The organism is Sphaerospermopsis torques-reginae ITEP-024 (assembly GCF_019598945.1).
GTDB lineage: Bacteria > Cyanobacteriota > Cyanobacteriia > Cyanobacteriales > Nostocaceae > Sphaerospermopsis.
Map to the genome: position 1 here is coordinate 1,845,252 of NZ_CP080598.1, position 18,608 is coordinate 1,863,859.

The following is an 18,608-nucleotide window of genomic DNA, read 5'->3' on the forward strand; positions in this document are numbered from 1 at the left end:
TCATATAATAGATCCCGGACTTCTTAAAGAAGTCCGGGATCTGATGTTTGCAGATTTTTTCCTATTTCATTATTTTTACGTATTGACTTGTTAAGTTTTAAAGATTTAATATAAAGGGTGTTGTAATATTAACAACCACAAGTAAAGGTGCAAATGAATAAAATAGCAATAAATCCAGACTTAGCAAATGTAGATTACACTGATTTATTAGATAAAATTATTCAAGTTTTACAAAATAAGCAAATATTTACAATTTCTGCTGATAATAAAAGAGTCAAGGTAGATATGAATGAAGTAGTTAATGAAGTTATTAAGTTAACTCCTCATAACCCATTAGGAAACGAAAGGATATTACGTTCAGCAACTTTGAATTTTATTCCTGGTACTGAAGATTTATTCAGAGAGAAAATTAAACAGATTGTAGTTTATATTCAATCTCATCTACAAAGAGAAATTACCACAAAAACTGGTGATCATCAAATAGATAGAGTTACATTTATTAAAACCTTAATCTCAGATTTACAGACATTTAAAGGAGAATATAAAAAACATGAAAAAACCCAAGAAATTCTTTTAGACTTCACCTATCCATTTAAAGAAGCGAAAGATTTACAAAAACAGAGATTAACAATTAAAAAAGACGAAAGAAACAAAAACAAACAACTACTAAAAGCGCATAAAGTCAAAATTCACATAGATAAACCACGTGATTTTAACGCTACCTTATTAACAGGGATAAACAATTATCTTGATATCACATTTGCAGATGCTAACACAGAAGATCGAGAAGACTTAGAATATATAATTGAGAACTTGGAGAAAAACACCAACTCAGACATTTACAGTTTACAAAACCTCGTCAACCAAGAAACATTAGGAAAACTGAAAAAACTAGCTAAAATTAGATATTTAGAATATTTATTAGAACAAATTGACGACAAAAATCAAGGTAAAATCTACTTAGAAGATTTAATCAGAAGACTGAAACTATTAGAAGATTACATTAACGATAGTAACAAAGCAGATGGAGAATATCAAGTTAACTATGGGGGAATATCGGTTAATTATCAAACCATGTTTTCCCGCAGTGAAGCTTATGATATACTACCAATAATTCCCATTATTGAAGGTTATCTAGGAGAAGCAGAAAATCCTCATAGAGAAGATATAGAATTTACCTTTGGGTTAAAGTTAAAATTAAATGGTAAAGTGCAAACTGATGGAGGAAAAACAGCTTTTGACTATCACCTCAACCTGTTAGATCCAGATAGTGATTATCATAAAAAAGAACTTGCAAACGAATCAACAAAATTCACATTTGTCAATAAAATCTTGAAAATCGGATTTTTATATTATTTCATCTTTGCATCACGGCCAAATCTTGCAAGTGATTTAGAATATAATCCCATAGAGACATTAGAAAAAAACGTCTTACCCATATTGAGAGGTAATGACGAAGAAGCAAAACGGAAACTCTTTAAAAGTTGGATTGAAGGATTTAAAAAATTAAACGTTGCAGAAAAAATCAAAACCTTAAAAAACAGTCTCACCAGTTTAATCAAACATAAAACACCATTTCCGGTGAGAAATTATCCTGTACATATTTCTGTGAAAAACAGCATTTTAGAAACCGACATCGACACCATCAACGAAAGACAAACCATATTTAAAGAAGCGTTGCGGAGAAATTTTAAAGACTGTTTAAAATACATTAACTTAGGAAACGCAACCACACAAGACAACTTACTGATCACCCTTCCTGGAAATATCAGTATTAGTGAAATTCAGTTTTTAGAGACAGAAGAAAAAGAAACCTTTGATATGAAATATGATCTGACTCCAGGAGTAGGAGTTTTACCTGTCATATTTTTAGCAATGAAAGAAGGGGGTAATTTTTATCATAAACACTTACAACATCGTAACTTATTAGTATTTCCCCATCGTTCAGAAAATGATAAACTAGAAGAACATCAAGAATTTATTTACAAAATCACCTATAGTTTACTTGCGTATCTTTGTCTTCATGTCATCTTAGAAAAACAGAGTAAAACTTTTCTTCCTTTATTTAGAATACACCTCAACGATAAAACCGATAATGCACCAATAGAGAAATTTATTCTTGCTTTAACTAAGGTATTATCTCATTTATTTAACGACGGATACCGTAGTAATGAACAGGGAATAGTCATTACTAAAACTAGCAATTTAAAATTTACAATTCCTAATTCTCTCAGTTCATTATATTCTGTATTTCCCAAAAAATTTACCTTTGCACCAACTGATAAATTTACATTTCAGGAACTTAAAAAACTTGCGATCATCGTTGTTTCCAGTCGAGAAAGTGACAGTCGGTGGAATATCAAAGATAAAAAAGCTAACTTAATGGGTGAAATTATCACCTTAGAAACAGAAAACAAAACCGCAAGAGTGCAACTATTTAAAACCTTCTCAGAAAACTACGACGATCATCAAAAAATGTTTGAATATCCTACGGTTGTAGTTGATAATGTAGATAAACTTTACCAAAGAGGTTACAGACACTTTATTTATATCGCAAAAGTTCCTTACAGTAGTACATTACATATTACCCAAGTAGATAAAAAAGAAGAATTGTTTTTCATGTCAGAGAATGTGATTAAATCATTAAAAAAAGAAAGACATGACATCAAAATTTATCCGATGTTTTTTGAAAAATACTATGCGGTAAAATTGGAAACTCCCCAAGCTACATCTTTATATATTCAGGATACCTTAGAACTTACCAATTTAGTGGAGGATAGCAATAAACAATCTGTGATTTTCTTCAATTTATTTAATGGTTTAAAAGTTGCAGATGATGTTAACTATCATGGAGTCATGTCTTATGCGACTTTGTTAAATATTTATGAGGGAATTTTAGATGATAAGGATATCAAGGAAGGTTTAATTTATGATGATAGTCAGTTAAAAAATGAAATCTTGCAATGTTTAACTTTGTTCCATTTTTCCCGTTATGAAAAATCAGGTAAATTACAATTAAAGTTAGATCCCTATCAGAATTTAATCGGGGATGAGTCAGTTAGTAAATCTGCAATGTTTTCACATATTAGAGGTAAGGGAGAGTTTAATTCTCTCGCGTTTTTAACGTATGTTAAATCAATTTTATTAGGTAAGGAATGAAAATTAAAATTTCTCTTTCTTTGCGTCTACCCTGCGGGATGCGCGAAAGTTTTATTATAAAAACGAACCGCAGAGACGCATAAATCGCAGAGAGAAGAGGTTTTTTAGGGTTTTTATAAGGTGTGAAATATGACTGCAAAAATAGCGGATGATTTGGGAAGGTTGTTTGAGGTTGGTTTTAATATTGGGATTTTATCTTATATCCATAAAAATAATATCAAAAATCATTTTGGTAATTTATATAGTCAGGATTTGCAAAATCTCAGGTTTGCGGAAATTAAGAAGACTATTGTTAAGAAAGTTATTGGTAAATTAGAACGAGAAATAGCGGAAACTTGGTGTCAGTTTTTTGTACAAAAGGGTTTTTTGTGTGGTTTAAATTTCTTTCGGGAGTATCTTAAATCTCTGGGATGTCGTGAGAAAACAAACTTGCAATATTTGGAGGTGATCTATTTTCAATGTCGCTTTAATGGTGAAAATAGTATTGGTACTCATGAAGTTGATGAAACACAATGGTTTAAAAATGTTCTGTCGCAGTTTGAAAATCTCAATGTAAATTATGGGAATATTCAAAATTATAAACAACGCGGTGATTTTCTCAACGCTGATAGTTTGATGTTGTTGAAATATAGGAATAATTACCGGGTTTTATGTCTTGATTTATCGGTGTTTTCTATTCACACTGATGATGATTTACAAAATATTGATTATGTGGAAATTATTAGAGGTTTATTATTACGAGATATCAATTATTTACGTTCTAAAAGTGTGTTTTCTAAGTTGCGTATTGATACGGAATCTCTGGGTTTAGATTTTTCTCCCGGTTTAAAGGAATATTTCACCGCTTTTAAATCTAAGGATAAGGAAAGTGCTAAATTAATTCAAGCGGGTAGTTATATTTATAGTTTCTGTCAGTTTTTACAAGAAAATTCTCTTCTTCCTCATATTTCTAAGTTGGTTTGTAATGCAGTGGGATATAGCGATCGCTCTTTTAATACTATTTCTATTCCGGGAAATAATCTAGAACTTTTTCACACCTGTTATCAAATTTATCAAAAACATGATAAAAAGGAAGAAATAACCGACGCACGTTATCGCGTTTTACAAAATATTCAAGTTAACGCACATCGCAGTTTTCAACAAGGTAGAAATCTGGTTGACTCTCTCCTCAACATTACCCCCAATACCATCAATATTTTACCACGTCATACAGAAACGATTACCGACTTTTATAACTCTGTTTCTCCCGTACCATCTGAGTTAATTTCTAGTTTAAGTTTAACCGGAAATCCCAATTTTAGACAAGCGCACAACCAACTAATTAAAAGATATCTGCTTTCAGAAAATACCTACATCTTCCTAACAGGAAATCCCGGAATCGGAAAAACTACTGCTATTGTTGATTTTCTGACTCAATATCAAAATGATGGTTTCCTTTTATTATACGTCAGTCCCCGGAAACAAGTCAATCTTGATATCATTGAAAAATTCAAAGATCGCAAAACTGGAAGATTAGTAAATGAGCAAATTTTTGCTATCAATACTCACAGTAATTTGATTCAAGATAATGGTGGTAAACTCTCGGTTGCTTATACATCAAACCAATATCAAGAAGATTTTACTTTAGGAAATGTGCATTTTCTCAACAGTGAAAATATTGAGAGAAAATCACAACGTCAAGATAGACTGCAACAAATTACAGATGATACTTTTCAAGATACAGGAACAAAAAATAAAGGAGTTTTACAGAGTATTTGTGAAGGTTTATATTACCTCATCAAATATCAAAAATCTAATCAAATTATTGCAACCGCTTCTACCCAGTCTTTGAAAAAAACTGATTATGGTGATACTTTAAAACATTTAGAAAAAATCTTTCAAGACGCATACAGTACCAGAGAAAATAAAGTCTTTCCTGAAAAGATGCGAAATATATCCCGCAGAATTAAACATCTATTTATTATGATAGATGAAATTACCGGAGATGAGGGAGGAGTGGAATTTTTAGAAGGTATTAAAAAAATGGTGAAAACCTATCAGTTAACCAAACCGGAAAATGGTTTTAATACTAAAATTATTGTCGCGGATGCTTCTATTGTGGATAAAAATGTCATTTGTCAACATTTAGAAGACACTTCTCCCGAACCGAATAAGGTGTATTTTAGAACCGCATCTGCAAATATTCAACCTTTATCTGTAGAAAGTTTCACTTTTAAAGGTTCACCCGCTATCATTATTAATACTAACACCTATCCTGCAAAAAATTTAACTATAAATTATCAAATCATCATAGAATCTTGTCGTTTTACTAATAGAGTTAAATTAAAAGATAAATCGGATTTAGAAAAAATATCCCAGGAAGAAATTTTTAAAGATATCAAAAATCTCTTTGAAAAACCCGATGTAGAACAATTTATAGTTTACATCCAAAATAAACCCAAATTATCAGAACTTATAGATAAAATTCAATCAGAGTTAGGAAGAGATAAATTTGTCAAAAATACCCACTTCCTAGAAATACACGCGAATATTTCAGAAGCGGAAAAACAAGAAATTAAAAAACATCAAGAAAACGTCAAAGTTGTATTTATGACTGCTTCTGGTAGTCGCGGTTTATCCTTCCCCAAAGCGAAACATATATTAGTCGAAATTCCTAAATTTGAAATTGAAAAAAACCTGATGGAAATAATTCAGGTTATTTACCGAGGACGGGGAAATGATATCATAGATAATCAAGATAAATACCTGACATTTTATTTAGCTGAACGTTCAGTTTATTATCAAGATGATCCAGAAATATCTATTAAAGAAAACTCTCTAAATTTATTAAATCTCCTCTTAATTCTCAAAGCATCTATCATGACTAGGATTCAAGGTTATGGTAATATCGGAAGGAAGAATTATTTACTTATCCCCATCGGTGGAAAATCAGTTTTTGCTGCGGGAGATACCTTTTCTAGTAAAATTGAAAATCTCATTACCCAACTGAAAAAAGAATATAACCGTAATAAAAGTCATACTTCCTTAAAAGACGCATACACAAAACTGGAATTATTAATGGGTGACGGTGATTTTATCGTTGCTAAAAATACGGAAGAGAGTTATTTAAAGATTAGGGAAAATTTTAATAATACATTTTTAGAAGTTGCGAAAACTTTTGATCGGTTATTAGATTTTACACCTTTAGAACTAGGTTATATTAGTGGAGGATTATTAATTGTACCCTGTCAAAATATCCAAGAATCTTACCAAATGCGTTTTTTAGATGTTCAAAACTATGCAAATAGAGAATTATGGAATAATTTAAAAAGCATTAGTAAAAATCAAATCTATCCCGAAAGTCTCACTTTTGCGGTAAAAGATGCAATAGAATTAGTAGAAAAGTTAATCAATGCACCGGAAAAAACTCAGAATTATATTCAAAAAAGTCAACATACAGATCAATATTATGCTTTACCACTATTTGCATTTATTAGTGGTGAAGTGATGAAAGAATATTTTTCAAGTAAACTAGAAGAACCGGAAGATCAACGTTTTAAAGATATCCTATCTATATATATTCGTTCTTTGTATCCGGTGGGTAATATTTTACCGATAGGACATAATTATAAAGAATTTCCTTTTGTGGTATTTAGAAGTTATAGTTTGGAGGAAATGAGAAATAAATTGTTTACAGAAAAATATTTGTTAAATTCTCAGGAATTAAATGTTATTAATTTAATTCTTTCTCAAAATTAAAATTAGTGGTTAGATCCCCGACTTCTCCAAGAAATCGGGGATCCTATTAGGATTTTGGATTTTGGATTTTGGATTTTAGATTTTAGATTGATTAAAGATTGATTATAATTTGTGCGATCGCTATTTTTAACCAACCTATATTTAAAGCTATAATTTAATCATTTCCATTTCCTAAATTCTTCGCACACACATCAACCAACTCGCAAACATCACAACCAGGAGAACGTGCTTTACAAACTGTACGACCATGATATATTAATCTAATAGACCAATTTTCCCAATCTGGTTGAGGTAATAATTTCATTAAATCTTTTTCAATATTAATAGGTTCAGTATTTTTTGTTAACCCCAATCTTTGACTTAACCGCTTCACATGAGTATCTACTGTCACGCCTGCATTAATACCATAAGCGTGCGCTAAAACCACATTTGCAGTTTTTCTCGCAACTCCGGGAAGTTTTAATAATTCTTCCATTTTATTGGGAACAACTGAGTTAAAATCTTCAACTATCATCCGACAAGCAGCTTTAATATTTTTCGCTTTATTGCGATAAAAACCCGTGGAACGAACTAATTCTTCTAATTCTAAAATATCCGCATTTGCTAAACTTTCTGCATCAGGAAACCGACTAAATAAAGCTGGAGTAACTTTATTCACTCGTTCATCTGTGCATTGTGCAGAAAGAATTGTTGCTACTAATAATTGTACCGGAGTTTCATAATTTAAAGAACAAGTCGCATCAGGATAAAGACGATGGAGACGGGAGAGAATTTCTAAAGCGCGTTGCTTTTTGGATAATTTGGATAAATTTTTAGTAGTCACATCAATAATATTTGAATTTATTTTATTTGAAAATTAACTTATTTCTCGTTCCCATACTCTGTATGGGAATGAATTGTATAAGACTCTGCCTTTTTTGTCAAATAGAGGTAAAACCTCTAGATCACATTCCCAGTCTGAGACTGGGAACGAGATCATTTGCTTACAAGTTCTGGAATATTTGTTGCACAAATTCTAGTTGCAGAGTTTCTTTGAAAATCAAGAAAATACCTAATCCTAAAAGTAGGACTAAACCTGTTTGCATGACACCTTCTTGAATTTTGGCTGGTAAGGGTTTACCAAGTAAACCTTCAATCAAAAGAAAAGCTAATTGTCCACCATCTAAAGCAGGGAGAGGTAAAATATTGATGATGGCTAAATTAATACTAATTATTGCCGCAAAAGATAGCAAATTTGCACTATTATCTGCTGCTAATTTAGCACCAATTTTCACAATATTCACAGGTCCTGAAACCTGACTAGCTGTTTGTTGAAAATTAGTTATTAGCTGTCCAAATCCTTTGATTGTACCAATAAATAACTGTTGAAATCTATCAGCAGCAACGGTAAAAATTTCTATAGGATTTTGGGGACGACGATAAACAGCTTGTCCATTTGGTCCTAATTCAATTCCCACTAAACCTTTACCATCAGCACTTTCTGTAGGGGTTAATTTCAAAGGTATTTCTTGATTTTGACGCTGAATTTTGAGGTTAAGTTGCTGATTTGGATGGGTTTGAATTTCTTTGGTCAGCAATAAGGTAGAATCTTTACTAGCAGTTAGTTCCTGACCATTGACGCTAAGAACAATATCACCTGCGCGAATACCAGCTTGGTAAGCTATTGATTGTTCATTAACAGGTTTAACAAGTACACCAGGTTGATATTGAAATTCTTGGGGAATACCAACAATACCTATTTGCAAAGCGAGAACAAAATAAGCAAATATTAAGTTTGCTATCACACCGGCGCTAATGACGATCGCCCGATCTAAAATAGGACGATTCCGCAATAAGTTGGGATCATTGGGGGGAATTTCGCTATCTGGATCATCGTCGGGAAAACCAACAAAACCACCCAAGGGGAAAGCGCGGATGGTGTATTCTGTTTGTGATCCTTGGTATTTTAAGAGGGTGGGACCAAAACCCAAAGAAAAGCGGTTAGCGTAGATACCTTGAGAACGTGCGGCTATAAAATGTCCTAACTCGTGTACTAAGATCAAAATTGCCAAGACGGCGATCGCTGCTAAAACTGACATAGAGCAAATTTAGTGAAAATATTGAGATATATATCTTTATTGTAGTTTGGGAATGGACTCAGAAACAAAGTCTAGTGTTATTTCTTGTCAATTGCTAATAAAAGTGCAAATTATGGCAATTTTGCCAATTTCCAAATTTTAAACCCAAATTTTTCAGAATCAGGATGTCTAGGATTTAAGAATTTACAGGATAATTCATTTATTTTTCATCCTCCCAAATTGTATAATTTTCTGCAAATACATCCTCCCAAGTTAAAGCAGTAATTTCTGGTTTTTTACCCATTTCATCCCTAGCATCTTGTTTAGCAGATGTAAAACATTTATCCCAAATAGATTCTAAAAACTCTCGATTAAGACTAGGCATTTCTTCTTGACTATCAGCAATTTCTCTTCTTGCTGAACGAATGGAAATTACCCAACTAGCACTACGTTTTTCAGGTTGACATTTCCATTTAATTATATGTAACATCAATCGAGTTAATTGACTAATAACTGCTCTTTTTTCTGATCTTCCCATTGACTCTGCTAAACTCTCTAAAATCTGATCAACTTCTGCCATTTTTCCCTCCTTTAGCAATTCCTTTGCTTTTTTCACTGCTAAGTATGGTGATTGAAATACCAGTTCATCCCATGTTAATGTCATAATTAAAATTCCTCTATTTTATCAATTACATTTCATTAAATTACTCAACCCAATTTTCTAATAATAAATCAGGGATGCGAGAAAATTCGCGGATATTGTTAGTAACTAGGGTGACACCTAAACTTATTGCATGGGCAGCAATTAACATATCCATTTGTCCAATAACAAGACCTTTACTTTCTAAATCACTTCTGATAACTCCATAAATTACGGCTGCATCTTGACTAAATTCTACAATTTCCAAAGGTAGTAAAAACTGAATTAAAGCATTTTTATTTTTTCTTTTTGCTGACTTTTATAAACACCCTATTCTAATTCAGCAACGGTAATTGAAGAAATGCCAATATCAGAAATTGACAAAGTTTTAAATTTTGATATTACTTTTTCTGTCTTTTGCTTAATCAGATAAATACAGATGTTAGTATCCAGAATATATTGCATTTAAAATTCCTCTCTTTGAGAGATAGGAAGTTGATCTCTATTGTTCATGAAATCATCGGAAAATTGATCTAAACTATCAATTAAAGTTTGCCAAGGGTTATCTTTACTAATCAGAATAATTGCATTACCAATTTTTTTGATATAAACTTCTGTTCCTGTCATTTGAAAATCTGGTGGTAATATCACTGTTTGATGAGTACCATCACTGCTAAGTCTAGCTGTATTCATGATATATGGCCTTTAGGTTAGTTGTTTATTCTTTGATTATAGCTAATAATTGTCAGAATCAGGATGTACAGGATGTTTGTTAAGATTCATCTACATTTTCAGAAGTTGCGCTAATTTCAATTTTCCAGAATATCAAAATCAAATATAATCCTGTTAATCCTTTAATCCTGGTTATCCTGATTCAGACAAAAAAATACTACTCATAATGCGTCCACATTCGTAAAACTTTGATAGTATTTTCATCTTCAATCACTTCATATACTAAACGATGTTGAATATTAATTCTTCGTGAATACGCACCTTCTAAATTTCCTACTAACTTTTCATAAGGTGGAGGATTTTGAAAAGGGTTAATAGCAATAATATCAAGTAAAGTTTGCGCTTTATCTTTCAAATTACTTGCTGCTAATTTTTTAGCATCTTTCTGAGCTTGTTTAGTATAAACTAATTTCCAGGTTACCACTCTAATTCCTCATCACAGTCTTCTATTGATGTTGCTAATCCTTCTTTAATTGATTCTCTCATCCCTGGAATAGAAAGCAAATAAAGAGTTTCTTGGATAGATTTCCAGTCACTTTCAGATAATAAAACTGCGTTGCTATTTTCTCCTGCAATTATAATAGGTTGATGGGATTGATTGACTGAATCAATTAAATCCTGTAGTTGTTGTTGTGCTTGATTAATTGAAATCATAATCTTTTTGTTGAGATTACATTATCATAAATAATAGCATAGAATTAACATATAATTGGATTGTTATTTTTTGTGTGAATCAGGATATCTGGTTATCCTGATTCAGACAGTTCATCTAACGTAATATTCTCACTTCAATTCCCACGCTAAGATTACTCCATAAACGGTCAGCAGTTAAAACAGGTTGATTGAGAAAAATACCTAATGCTAAACAAGCTCTATCACCAAATGAAAGTCCAATTGATTTAGTAATTGGTCGTAAAATTCCCGCTTTTAATGCTTGTTCTTCATTGAAATTAATCACTTCCAGATTCAGATTATTTATGATTAGAATAATATCGTTGTCTGGTATTCCTGCATCTGCTAATTTGGCTATTACTTCAGATAAATTAACTGTACTAATTGCAGCTTTCCCAATAAATTTTAACACTTCTTCGCTTCCAGGTTCTTGATTGAGTAAAGCTAAAATTGCAGAAGCATCTAAAACAACTTCACTCATTTAAACTTTCCTCTCTCCGTTCCTGAATTAATTCTTCTGATAGTTTTCTGTTAGCTGGAATATATTTTCTAAAAATAGCTTGGGCATTTTTGACAGAATTATGTAAATCATCATTTATTGGTTTATCTTCTAGTACAATCACTGCTTTATATTCTCCTTTGGGAATGTCTACGGGAGAATTAACTAACAATTTTCCATCACTGGTTATGGTTACTGTTACACCTAATGTAATCATAATGAACTCCATTAGTTAATTAGTTTGCTAATTATATCAGAAAATGTAAATTTTGTCTGAATCAGGATGTCCAGGATTTGAGGATGTACAGGATGTTTTTTTCATATTCATCTATATTTTCAGAAATTGCATTTTGTCTGAATCAGGATATCCAGGATTTGAGGATGTACAGGATGGTTTTTTAATATTCATCTATATTTTCTGAAATTGCGCTAATTTCAATATTCCAGAATATCAAAATAAAATATAATCTTGTTAATCCTTTAATCCTGGTTATCCTGATTCTGATAGTTAAATATATTATAAAAATAATAAAAAATGGTGCATTAAATAAAGTTGATTAACGCACCCTAAAAAATTAGCGTAATTTTACCACTGTCTTCAATGGAAGAGAAATAATTTTTCTGCCACTTGTTGCTTGTTGTCTTCTTAAATCACCACAAATAGCTGTTAAATCATAATTAAATGACTTAGCTTCTTGATCTCTGATTTTCCGAATTTCTGCTAAAACTTCATCATTCAGCATAAATTAAATTTTGGTGTAATTGTTGGGAGATACTTCAAATGAAAGTTGAGAAAACATTAACAGTTGCTCCGGTATCAAGTAAACCTGTAGCCTGTAATTCTTGTCCACGATAAGTTAAGATAATTGGTAGATATGGTCTAAAACCTGCTTCTCCCAAGGAAGGATCATAAGTAGTAAATGGGTATTTATGTGTATTATTCATGATTGCTCTTTTCTGCTTCCAGCACTTTCAACATTGTATTTGCAGCTTCAAAAGCATCATAGGGGGATGAGATAGGATAAGACATTCCTGGTTTTATTAATTCTGATTCTTCTTGTACTAATTGAGAGGCTAAATATTGGATAATTTGTAATTTTTCAGCCCGACTTAATTTATTTAATAATGGCATTAATTCTAGCATGGTTTGATGATTGCTATAGTTAGTAGTTGATATTATATCATTTTATTAATGGTGATGAGAATTTGTCAGAATCAGGATGTCCAAGATTTGAGGATGTACAGGATGTTTTTTTAATATTCATCTATATTTTCAGAAGTTGCATTTTGTCTGAATCAGGATGTCCAGGATTTGAGGATATACAGGATGGTTTTTTCATATTCATCTATATTTTCAGAAATTGCATTTTCTCTGAATCAGGATGTCCAAGATTTGAGGATTTACAGGATGGTTTTTTCATATTCATCTATATTTTCAGAAATTGCATTTTGTCAGAATCAGGATGTCCAGGATTTGAGGATGTGCAGGATGGTTTTTTAATATTCATCTATATTTTCTGAAATTGCATTTTGTCAGAATCAGGATGTCCAGGATTTGAGGATTTACAGGATGGTTTTTTCATATTCATCTATATTTTCAGAAATTGCATTTTGTCAGAATCAGGATGTCCAGGATTTGAGGATTTACAGGATGGTTTTTTCATATTCATCTATATTTTCAGAAGTTGCATTTTGTCTGAATCAGGATGTCCAGGATTTGAGGATGTACAGGATGGGTTTTTAATATTCATCTATATTTTCTGAAATTGCATTTTGTCAGAATCAGGATGTCCAGGATTTGAGGATTTACAGGATGGGTTTTTCATATTCATCTATATTTTCAGAAGTTGCATTTTGTCTGAATCAGGATGTCCAGGATTTGAGGATGTACAGGATGGGTTTTTAATATTCATCTATATTTTCAGAAGTTGCGCTAATTCAAATATCCCAGAATATCAAAATCAAATATAATCCTGTTAATCCTTTAATCCTGGTTATCCTGATTCAGACAGTTAAATTTTAATAAAAAACGGTGCATTACATTTCATTAACGCACCCTACGAGATGAGCGATCGCATTACATAAATACTACTTCTGAGGTTCTGGTATAACTAAACTATTCCTATATACTTTTTTACATATATATAAGTATATTTAATATTGACTGGACCTTTACACCTAGCCATTACATCACTTGATACATAAGAATTAACCCAACTCCACATCACATCTCCCTGTTTTCCCCATTCGATATTGTAGGTTGATGGACCATTTTCTAGTGTGAAATTATAATCCACATCAAACTCTACAACTCCATCTTGATTGATGTTTACATTCCGAGCATAAGTTGTATTCTTTAACGACTCATTACACAAATCTACTGTTTTTGCTCTACCAAACTGAATTTTGGGAAAATTTATATTTAACTTTCCAGTGTTTTGGAAAAAATAGACTTGGGAAGAAATCCAAATACTTAAAGGAATCACTAGGAGGATTATACACCCTTGACACCCCGGATCTAAATTGTTATTGCCTTGTTTTTTTTGTTTCTGAGTCATAAACAATTCTAAAAATAATTAACGCACCCTAATGAGAGATCGCACTTTACCTATGATGAGTGTTTAATGGAGGTTGAAGTCTTTGTATTAACATCTGCTCTAATCTATTACGATTAATCTTTTGAGGTATATGAACTGCATGAATATGAGTTGCACCTCTTTGGATAGCTTCAAGAAGTCTCTCATGGCTTGGAAGTCGAGAACTAAAATCATCTGTTTGTCCAACGTATAACGGATACCATGTATTTCCTTGAAGTAAAAAAGCAAAAATATATAATCCAGGAACGTTATTCCAGGTCGAACTGTAGTTATTTATATTTGCAACAACCTCAAATTCTAGGTATTTACCATTACCCAAAGGCCAAGGACATATTTGAGTCATTATTTAACTCCGTATAGCACAATTTCCCTGATTCTAAAGCTCGGCTAATTTTTATGTAGTGGTAGCAATACTAAGATTAGTATAGGGATAACCGTACTTATTCAATACAGAATATTTACGTATATCCCTTGATATTATGTTGAGGTTTTCTCAGTCCTGCCTTCTGCTAATCACAAAACCTCCCTACCCAAATAAACCTGCAAAACCTCCGGTACTTTAATCGTCCCATCAGCTTGCTGATAATTCTCCAAAATAGCCGCCATCGTCCTTCCCACAGCTAAACCAGAACCATTTAAAGTATGTACAAATTGCGTCCCTTTCTTCCCTGCTTCCTTAAACCGAATATCCGCCCTTCTTGCTTGAAAATCAACACAATTAGAACAACTAGAAATCTCTCGATACTTCCCAGAAGATGGCAACCAAACCTCTAAATCATAGGTCTTTGTTGCCCCAAAACCTAAATCACCAGTACATAAATTAATCACTCGATAAGGCAACTTTAAACCCTGTAAAATTGACTCTGCACTAGCAACTAACTTCTCTAATTCCTCAAAAGAATCTTCCGGTTTTACTAACTTCACCAACTCAACTTTATTGAATTGATGCAACCGAATTAAACCCCGCATATCCCGTCCATAACTTCCCGCTTCTCGCCGAAAACAAGGAGTATAAGCACAGTGATAAATCGGTAAATCTTCCGCGTTGATAATTTCCCCCCGATAAAAATTTGTAACCGGAACTTCCGCAGTAGGAATTAACCACAATTCATCATCTGCACATTTAAAACTTTCCTCTGCAAACTTGGGTAATTGTCCAGTTCCCGTTAAAGAATCAGTATTAACTAACAACGGTGGACTAACTTCAATATACCCATTTTCAATATGCTTAGAAAGCATAAATTGAATTAACGCCCTTTCTAAAGCAGCACCCGCACCTATCAAACTCACAAACCGACTTTGGGCAATTTTTACCGCCCTTTCAAAATTCAAAATACCCAACTTTTCCCCAATTTCCCAATGAGGTAAAATATTCGGGTTTTCCGGTTTATATTCATCTCCCCATCTTCTCACTTCTGGGTTATCATCTTCACTTGCACCGATGGGAGTAGAATCACTAGGAAGGTTAGGAAGTGCTAAAAGTAAATCTTGAATTTGTGCTTTTAACTCTTTTTCCTGGGGTTCTAATTCGCTTAATGTGATTTTAATATTATTCCCCTCTTCCTTTAAAGCGAGAATTTCCTCACTTTGCGGACTAACACCCGATTTTATCTTTTGTCCTACCAGTTTACCAATTTCATTACTCCGCGCTTGTAAATCGTTGCGTTTTCCTTCCAGTTCCCGTTGTTTTTGACTTAAATCTAATATAGGTTGAATGTCATATTTACCACTACGACTGTTCAACTTTTCTTGTACTAATTGGGGGTTTTCTCTAATTTGTTTAATATCCAGCATTGGTGAATTTTGTGAGTTTTTGTCAATTGTACTTGATGGAGGTGATTATTCGTAGGGGTTTAGCAATGCTCAGTAGTGTCAACTGAAGCTAAACATGGTTTATCTGTTAGCTTCCACACCCCCCATGAAATGAATTATGGCTTACGCCACGCTACGCTATCATGGCTAATAGCTAAAGTTTACTAAAGTAAACTCTCAATTTTCTGGTATTTTTAGTCATCTTTAGATGACTTTTGCTATTAGACTGGGAATTCATTCCCAGTCGGGTTATCGGTTTTAGGTTAAGTTGACACCAATGAAGCTCTTGCTTTACCCTTACTTGCATCATCAATCATATCTATTATTAACACCAGTTTTATACAATAACCATACAAAATCATCAAATTAATCAAAATCCCTTTTTCATCCGCGTTCATCTGCGTTCATCTGCGTTCTACTCTCAATATAGAATGTAGGTTGGGTTGAGGAACGAAACCCAACATTTAGAATAACGAAACCCAACATTTAGAGGAACGAAACCCAACAATTATAAGATATTCATAAGATTTTGTTGGGTTGCGCTATCGCTTAACCCAACCTACAAAATATGATAAACTAAAACTAAAATCAGGAGGTTTTCAGCAATGATGACATCTGAACCAGTAATTTTAAATATCAAAAATGTTGGTTTAAGTGATGAACAATTTTATCACCTCTGTCAAACTAACGAAGATTGGAAACTAGAAGAAACAGCTAAAGGAGAATTAATTATTATGCCTCCAGTGGGTGCAATTAGTGGTAATAGAGAATCAAATTTTAATGGATATGTTTGGTTATGGAATTTGCAAACTAAGCTAGGAAAAGTCTTTAGTTCTTCCACTATTTTCACTTTACCTAATGGTGGTAAACGTTCCCCTGATGTCGCTTGGATAGCTAATGAACGTTGGGATGCTTTAAGCATTGAAGAACAAGAAAAATTTCCTAGAATTTGTCCTGATTTTGTTATAGAATTACGTTCTCGTACCGATTCTTTAACTCAACTACAAGATAAAATGCAGGAATATCTTAATAGTGGTTTACGTTTAGGTTGGTTAATTGATCCGCAAAATCAACCAGTAGAAATTTATCGTCAAAATCAACCAGTAGAAATTATCTCATTACCGACAACTTTATCAGGAGAAGATGTTTTACCAGGATTTATTTTAGATTTATCTCTCTTCCATGATTAATAATACCAATTACCAATTACCAATTACCAATTACCAATTACCAATTACCAATTACCAATTACCAATTACCAATTACCAATTACCAATTACCAATTACCAATTACCCATTACCAAACTATTTTGTAATCCGATTTAATAAAAATAGTGAAGCTATAAGTCCTGAAAAATGCGCTGATACAGTATTTATGTTTGCCTGTACTACAAGCATATCTAAACCGCTAATAATCCGAGTAGGGTCAAATAATTGCGTTGTTACTGCTTGTGGGGAAATTGACCTAGCCACCAATGTACCTACAATCGCTTGCGCTCCTAGCAGCGTAACTAATATTCCTCCTAAATTTACCCATACACCTAATCGTATGATTTGTACACTTTCAAGTTTCCTTGGGCGGTTACTGGGATTAGGGGAATCTAGTTGTTTACCAATTGTTGTATACCGATAGGCTAAGTAAATACCCGCACCTAAAACAATTAGTCCACAAACCGCTAAAAATACCCCAAAGCCTGTTCCTGGGTTGTTACTGGGGCTGCCCGGTCTTTGACTAAAAAAGGCAAATAATATCACTATTATACCAGAAATTACACCTAAAACTAATTGTATCCAAAAACTAATCCAACCTCCCAAGCGAAACATTTGGGCGATCGCTCTAATATTAGCGGATGGAGTTTCAAAATTTTGTGTCATAAGAAACTGGGGATTGGTGACTGGGGACTGGGGATTAGGAATTGCTAAAACACAATTATTGTCTGTCCAAAAAATCCTGACAATCCCTATCAAGAATAATTGATAATAAGTAAGTCTGGTTTAGTAAAAAACTCAAATTTAGCTATGAATAATACTATTGTGCAATCTACTTTCCTACTCACTTTGTTATTATCAGTAGGACTATTTTTCTTTATTCGTGCTTCCACAAAAGACCGCACCGAACAAGCAAAGTTAACTTCTGAACAAGATGACGCTACCTTGATGAACCAACTCAAGGAGTATTTTCGCTCCCGTTCCTACCGTGTAACATCTATAGATAAAGACAGTAATCAGGTGAATTTTGAAGGATTTGTTAGACCTAGCTGGTTCTTAGCTATATTCTTAACTATTTTAGCCGCAGTTGGTTTTGCTTGCCTCTCTTTGGTTTTATCTCAGCTTTTTTCTAGTCACAGTCCATTTTCCCTGGTTTTAGTCCTGCTGTCACCATTAAGTGGTATATTTTATTGGCGCAAGGCAGGAAGACTTGAGAAGGTGTCACTCAAAATGGAGTCAACTCCAAATGAACAACACTCCTCAAGTATAATTACTGTCATCGCCCATCGTGATGAACTTGCTGAGTTACAAAAGGCGTTACAGTTAAAAATGGTTGACTAAACTTTATTTGTTAGTCCAGGCTTGACAATCGTATCCTGATGATGAAGTGCTAACTTCTGACAGACTTTTGAGGAAAGAGAACAGTAGGGAGGAAACACACCAAATCTTATATGGGTAGTTTTGCTTTTAGATACCTTTAGCAATTAAAGCTC

The 18,608-nt window shown here is 32.9% G+C and carries 22 protein-coding genes; 4 read left to right on the forward strand and 18 right to left on the reverse strand.

The genetic code is table 11. The features are described 5' to 3' along the window. The first annotated feature begins 153 nt into the window (after nucleotides 1–153). Nucleotides 154–3,159 (forward strand): hypothetical protein, encoded by a 3,006-nt coding sequence (locus K2F26_RS08525; RefSeq protein WP_220611112.1) that lies wholly within the window; start codon nucleotides 154–156, stop codon nucleotides 3,157–3,159. A gap of 129 nt (nucleotides 3,160–3,288) precedes the next feature. Continuing rightward, nucleotides 3,289–6,897 (forward strand): helicase-related protein, encoded by a 3,609-nt coding sequence (locus K2F26_RS08530; protein ID WP_220611113.1) that lies wholly within the window; start codon nucleotides 3,289–3,291, stop codon nucleotides 6,895–6,897. 154 nt (nucleotides 6,898–7,051) lie between these two features. Here K2F26_RS08530 and nth read toward each other — a convergent pair whose 3' ends face one another. The 17 genes from nth to K2F26_RS25135 all read right to left on the reverse strand — a co-directional run bounded on the left by nth (nucleotide 7,052) and on the right by K2F26_RS25135 (nucleotide 16,304). Beyond that, entirely contained in the window at nucleotides 7,052–7,720 is a 669-nt protein-coding gene (gene nth / locus K2F26_RS08535; protein WP_220611114.1) for an endonuclease III, read from the reverse strand. Between the two features lie 160 nt (nucleotides 7,721–7,880). After that, nucleotides 7,881–8,975 carry an RIP metalloprotease RseP gene (gene rseP, locus K2F26_RS08540; protein ID WP_220611115.1) on the reverse strand — a complete coding sequence of 365 codons (1,095 nt, stop codon included), beginning with the start codon at nucleotides 8,973–8,975 and terminating at the stop codon, nucleotides 7,881–7,883. 199 nt (nucleotides 8,976–9,174) lie between these two features. Further along, nucleotides 9,175–9,618 (reverse strand): DUF29 domain-containing protein, encoded by a 444-nt coding sequence (locus K2F26_RS08545; protein ID WP_220611116.1) that lies wholly within the window; start codon nucleotides 9,616–9,618, stop codon nucleotides 9,175–9,177. 40 nt (nucleotides 9,619–9,658) lie between these two features. Continuing rightward, nucleotides 9,659–9,862 (reverse strand): PIN domain-containing protein, encoded by a 204-nt coding sequence (locus tag K2F26_RS25425; protein WP_246605557.1) that lies wholly within the window; start codon nucleotides 9,860–9,862, stop codon nucleotides 9,659–9,661. A gap of 62 nt (nucleotides 9,863–9,924) precedes the next feature. Further along, entirely contained in the window at nucleotides 9,925–10,059 is a 135-nt protein-coding gene (locus K2F26_RS25430) for a PIN domain-containing protein (protein WP_246605558.1), read from the reverse strand. Continuing rightward, nucleotides 10,060–10,287: an antitoxin gene (locus tag K2F26_RS08555; protein ID WP_220611117.1), complete on the reverse strand. Its 228-nt coding sequence runs from the start codon at nucleotides 10,285–10,287 to the stop codon at nucleotides 10,060–10,062. A gap of 196 nt (nucleotides 10,288–10,483) precedes the next feature. Continuing rightward, nucleotides 10,484–10,750, reverse strand: coding sequence for a Txe/YoeB family addiction module toxin (locus tag K2F26_RS08560; protein WP_220611118.1), 267 nt, complete (start codon nucleotides 10,748–10,750; stop codon nucleotides 10,484–10,486). Next, nucleotides 10,744–10,980 (reverse strand): type II toxin-antitoxin system Phd/YefM family antitoxin, encoded by a 237-nt coding sequence (locus tag K2F26_RS08565; RefSeq protein ID WP_220611119.1) that lies wholly within the window; start codon nucleotides 10,978–10,980, stop codon nucleotides 10,744–10,746. Before K2F26_RS08565 ends, K2F26_RS08560 begins: the two co-directional genes overlap by 7 nt. Nucleotides 10,981–11,095: 115 nt before the next feature. After that, entirely contained in the window at nucleotides 11,096–11,479 is a 384-nt protein-coding gene (locus tag K2F26_RS08570; protein WP_220611120.1) for a type II toxin-antitoxin system VapC family toxin, read from the reverse strand. Then, on the reverse strand, nucleotides 11,472–11,726 hold the full coding sequence (locus K2F26_RS08575; RefSeq protein ID WP_437441048.1) for a hypothetical protein: 255 nt from the start codon (nucleotides 11,724–11,726) through the stop codon (nucleotides 11,472–11,474). The genes K2F26_RS08570 and K2F26_RS08575 overlap by 8 nt, the downstream gene beginning before the upstream one ends. Nucleotides 11,727–12,072: 346 nt before the next feature. Next, entirely contained in the window at nucleotides 12,073–12,240 is a 168-nt protein-coding gene (locus tag K2F26_RS08580) for a hypothetical protein (RefSeq protein ID WP_220611121.1), read from the reverse strand. 34 nt (nucleotides 12,241–12,274) lie between these two features. Beyond that, nucleotides 12,275–12,442 (reverse strand): hypothetical protein, encoded by a 168-nt coding sequence (locus K2F26_RS08585; RefSeq protein ID WP_220611122.1) that lies wholly within the window; start codon nucleotides 12,440–12,442, stop codon nucleotides 12,275–12,277. Next, entirely contained in the window at nucleotides 12,435–12,641 is a 207-nt protein-coding gene (locus K2F26_RS08590; RefSeq protein ID WP_194052877.1) for a hypothetical protein, read from the reverse strand. The genes K2F26_RS08585 and K2F26_RS08590 overlap by 8 nt, the downstream gene beginning before the upstream one ends. A 967-nt stretch (nucleotides 12,642–13,608) precedes the next feature. After that, nucleotides 13,609–14,055 carry a hypothetical protein gene (locus tag K2F26_RS08595; protein WP_220611123.1) on the reverse strand — a complete coding sequence of 149 codons (447 nt, stop codon included), beginning with the start codon at nucleotides 14,053–14,055 and terminating at the stop codon, nucleotides 13,609–13,611. Nucleotides 14,056–14,101: 46 nt separating this feature from the next. After that, on the reverse strand, nucleotides 14,102–14,437 hold the full coding sequence (locus tag K2F26_RS08600; RefSeq protein WP_220611124.1) for a GIY-YIG nuclease family protein: 336 nt from the start codon (nucleotides 14,435–14,437) through the stop codon (nucleotides 14,102–14,104). A 170-nt stretch (nucleotides 14,438–14,607) separates the two neighbouring features. Then, a complete protein-coding gene (gene serS / locus K2F26_RS08605) occupies nucleotides 14,608–15,888 on the reverse strand; it encodes a serine--tRNA ligase (protein WP_220611125.1) in 1,281 nt (426 codons plus the stop codon). 281 nt (nucleotides 15,889–16,169) lie between these two features. Then, entirely contained in the window at nucleotides 16,170–16,304 is a 135-nt protein-coding gene (locus tag K2F26_RS25135) for a hypothetical protein (RefSeq protein ID WP_302850046.1), read from the reverse strand. A 210-nt stretch (nucleotides 16,305–16,514) separates the two neighbouring features. Between K2F26_RS25135 and K2F26_RS08610 the strand changes: the two genes are divergently transcribed. Continuing rightward, nucleotides 16,515–17,096 carry a Uma2 family endonuclease gene (locus K2F26_RS08610; protein WP_220611829.1) on the forward strand — a complete coding sequence of 194 codons (582 nt, stop codon included), beginning with the start codon at nucleotides 16,515–16,517 and terminating at the stop codon, nucleotides 17,094–17,096. Between the two features lie 115 nt (nucleotides 17,097–17,211). Here K2F26_RS08610 and K2F26_RS08615 read toward each other — a convergent pair whose 3' ends face one another. Continuing rightward, nucleotides 17,212–17,781 (reverse strand): DUF3611 family protein, encoded by a 570-nt coding sequence (locus tag K2F26_RS08615; RefSeq protein ID WP_194052886.1) that lies wholly within the window; start codon nucleotides 17,779–17,781, stop codon nucleotides 17,212–17,214. Between the two features lie 144 nt (nucleotides 17,782–17,925). On the opposite strand from K2F26_RS08615, the gene K2F26_RS08620 reads away from it, so the two are divergent. Continuing rightward, the gene (locus K2F26_RS08620; RefSeq protein ID WP_220611126.1) at nucleotides 17,926–18,456 is read left to right on the forward strand and encodes a cofactor assembly of complex C subunit B; all 531 of its coding nucleotides are present in this window, start codon (nucleotides 17,926–17,928) and stop codon (nucleotides 18,454–18,456) included. The last annotated feature ends 152 nt before the right edge of the window (nucleotides 18,457–18,608 follow it).

What these genes read in the sequence shown, in the direction of transcription:
- K2F26_RS08525 (WP_220611112.1), top strand. Translation starts at nt 154, where the DNA reads ATGAATAAAATAGCAATAAATCCAGACTTAGCAAATGTAGATTACACT.
- K2F26_RS08530 (WP_220611113.1), top strand. Translation starts at nt 3,289, where the DNA reads ATGACTGCAAAAATAGCGGATGATTTGGGAAGGTTGTTTGAGGTTGGT.
- rseP (WP_220611115.1), bottom strand. Translation starts at nt 8,975, where the DNA reads ATGTCAGTTTTAGCAGCGATCGCCGTCTTGGCAATTTTGATCTTAGTA.
- K2F26_RS08545 (WP_220611116.1), bottom strand. Translation starts at nt 9,618, where the DNA reads ATGACATTAACATGGGATGAACTGGTATTTCAATCACCATACTTAGCA.
- K2F26_RS25430 (WP_246605558.1), bottom strand. Translation starts at nt 10,059, where the DNA reads ATGCAATATATTCTGGATACTAACATCTGTATTTATCTGATTAAGCAA.
- K2F26_RS08555 (WP_220611117.1), bottom strand. Translation starts at nt 10,287, where the DNA reads ATGAATACAGCTAGACTTAGCAGTGATGGTACTCATCAAACAGTGATA.
- K2F26_RS08565 (WP_220611119.1), bottom strand. Translation starts at nt 10,980, where the DNA reads ATGATTTCAATTAATCAAGCACAACAACAACTACAGGATTTAATTGAT.
- K2F26_RS08570 (WP_220611120.1), bottom strand. Translation starts at nt 11,479, where the DNA reads ATGAGTGAAGTTGTTTTAGATGCTTCTGCAATTTTAGCTTTACTCAAT.
- K2F26_RS08575 (WP_437441048.1), bottom strand. Translation starts at nt 11,726, where the DNA reads ATGGAGTTCATTATGATTACATTAGGTGTAACAGTAACCATAACCAGT.
- K2F26_RS08580 (WP_220611121.1), bottom strand. Translation starts at nt 12,240, where the DNA reads ATGCTGAATGATGAAGTTTTAGCAGAAATTCGGAAAATCAGAGATCAA.
- K2F26_RS08585 (WP_220611122.1), bottom strand. Translation starts at nt 12,442, where the DNA reads ATGAATAATACACATAAATACCCATTTACTACTTATGATCCTTCCTTG.
- K2F26_RS08590 (WP_194052877.1), bottom strand. Translation starts at nt 12,641, where the DNA reads ATGCTAGAATTAATGCCATTATTAAATAAATTAAGTCGGGCTGAAAAA.
- K2F26_RS08595 (WP_220611123.1), bottom strand. Translation starts at nt 14,055, where the DNA reads ATGACTCAGAAACAAAAAAAACAAGGCAATAACAATTTAGATCCGGGG.
- K2F26_RS08600 (WP_220611124.1), bottom strand. Translation starts at nt 14,437, where the DNA reads ATGACTCAAATATGTCCTTGGCCTTTGGGTAATGGTAAATACCTAGAA.
- serS (WP_220611125.1), bottom strand. Translation starts at nt 15,888, where the DNA reads ATGCTGGATATTAAACAAATTAGAGAAAACCCCCAATTAGTACAAGAA.
- K2F26_RS25135 (WP_302850046.1), bottom strand. Translation starts at nt 16,304, where the DNA reads ATGAACGCGGATGAAAAAGGGATTTTGATTAATTTGATGATTTTGTAT.
- K2F26_RS08610 (WP_220611829.1), top strand. Translation starts at nt 16,515, where the DNA reads ATGACATCTGAACCAGTAATTTTAAATATCAAAAATGTTGGTTTAAGT.
- K2F26_RS08615 (WP_194052886.1), bottom strand. Translation starts at nt 17,781, where the DNA reads ATGACACAAAATTTTGAAACTCCATCCGCTAATATTAGAGCGATCGCC.
- K2F26_RS08620 (WP_220611126.1), top strand. Translation starts at nt 17,926, where the DNA reads ATGAATAATACTATTGTGCAATCTACTTTCCTACTCACTTTGTTATTA.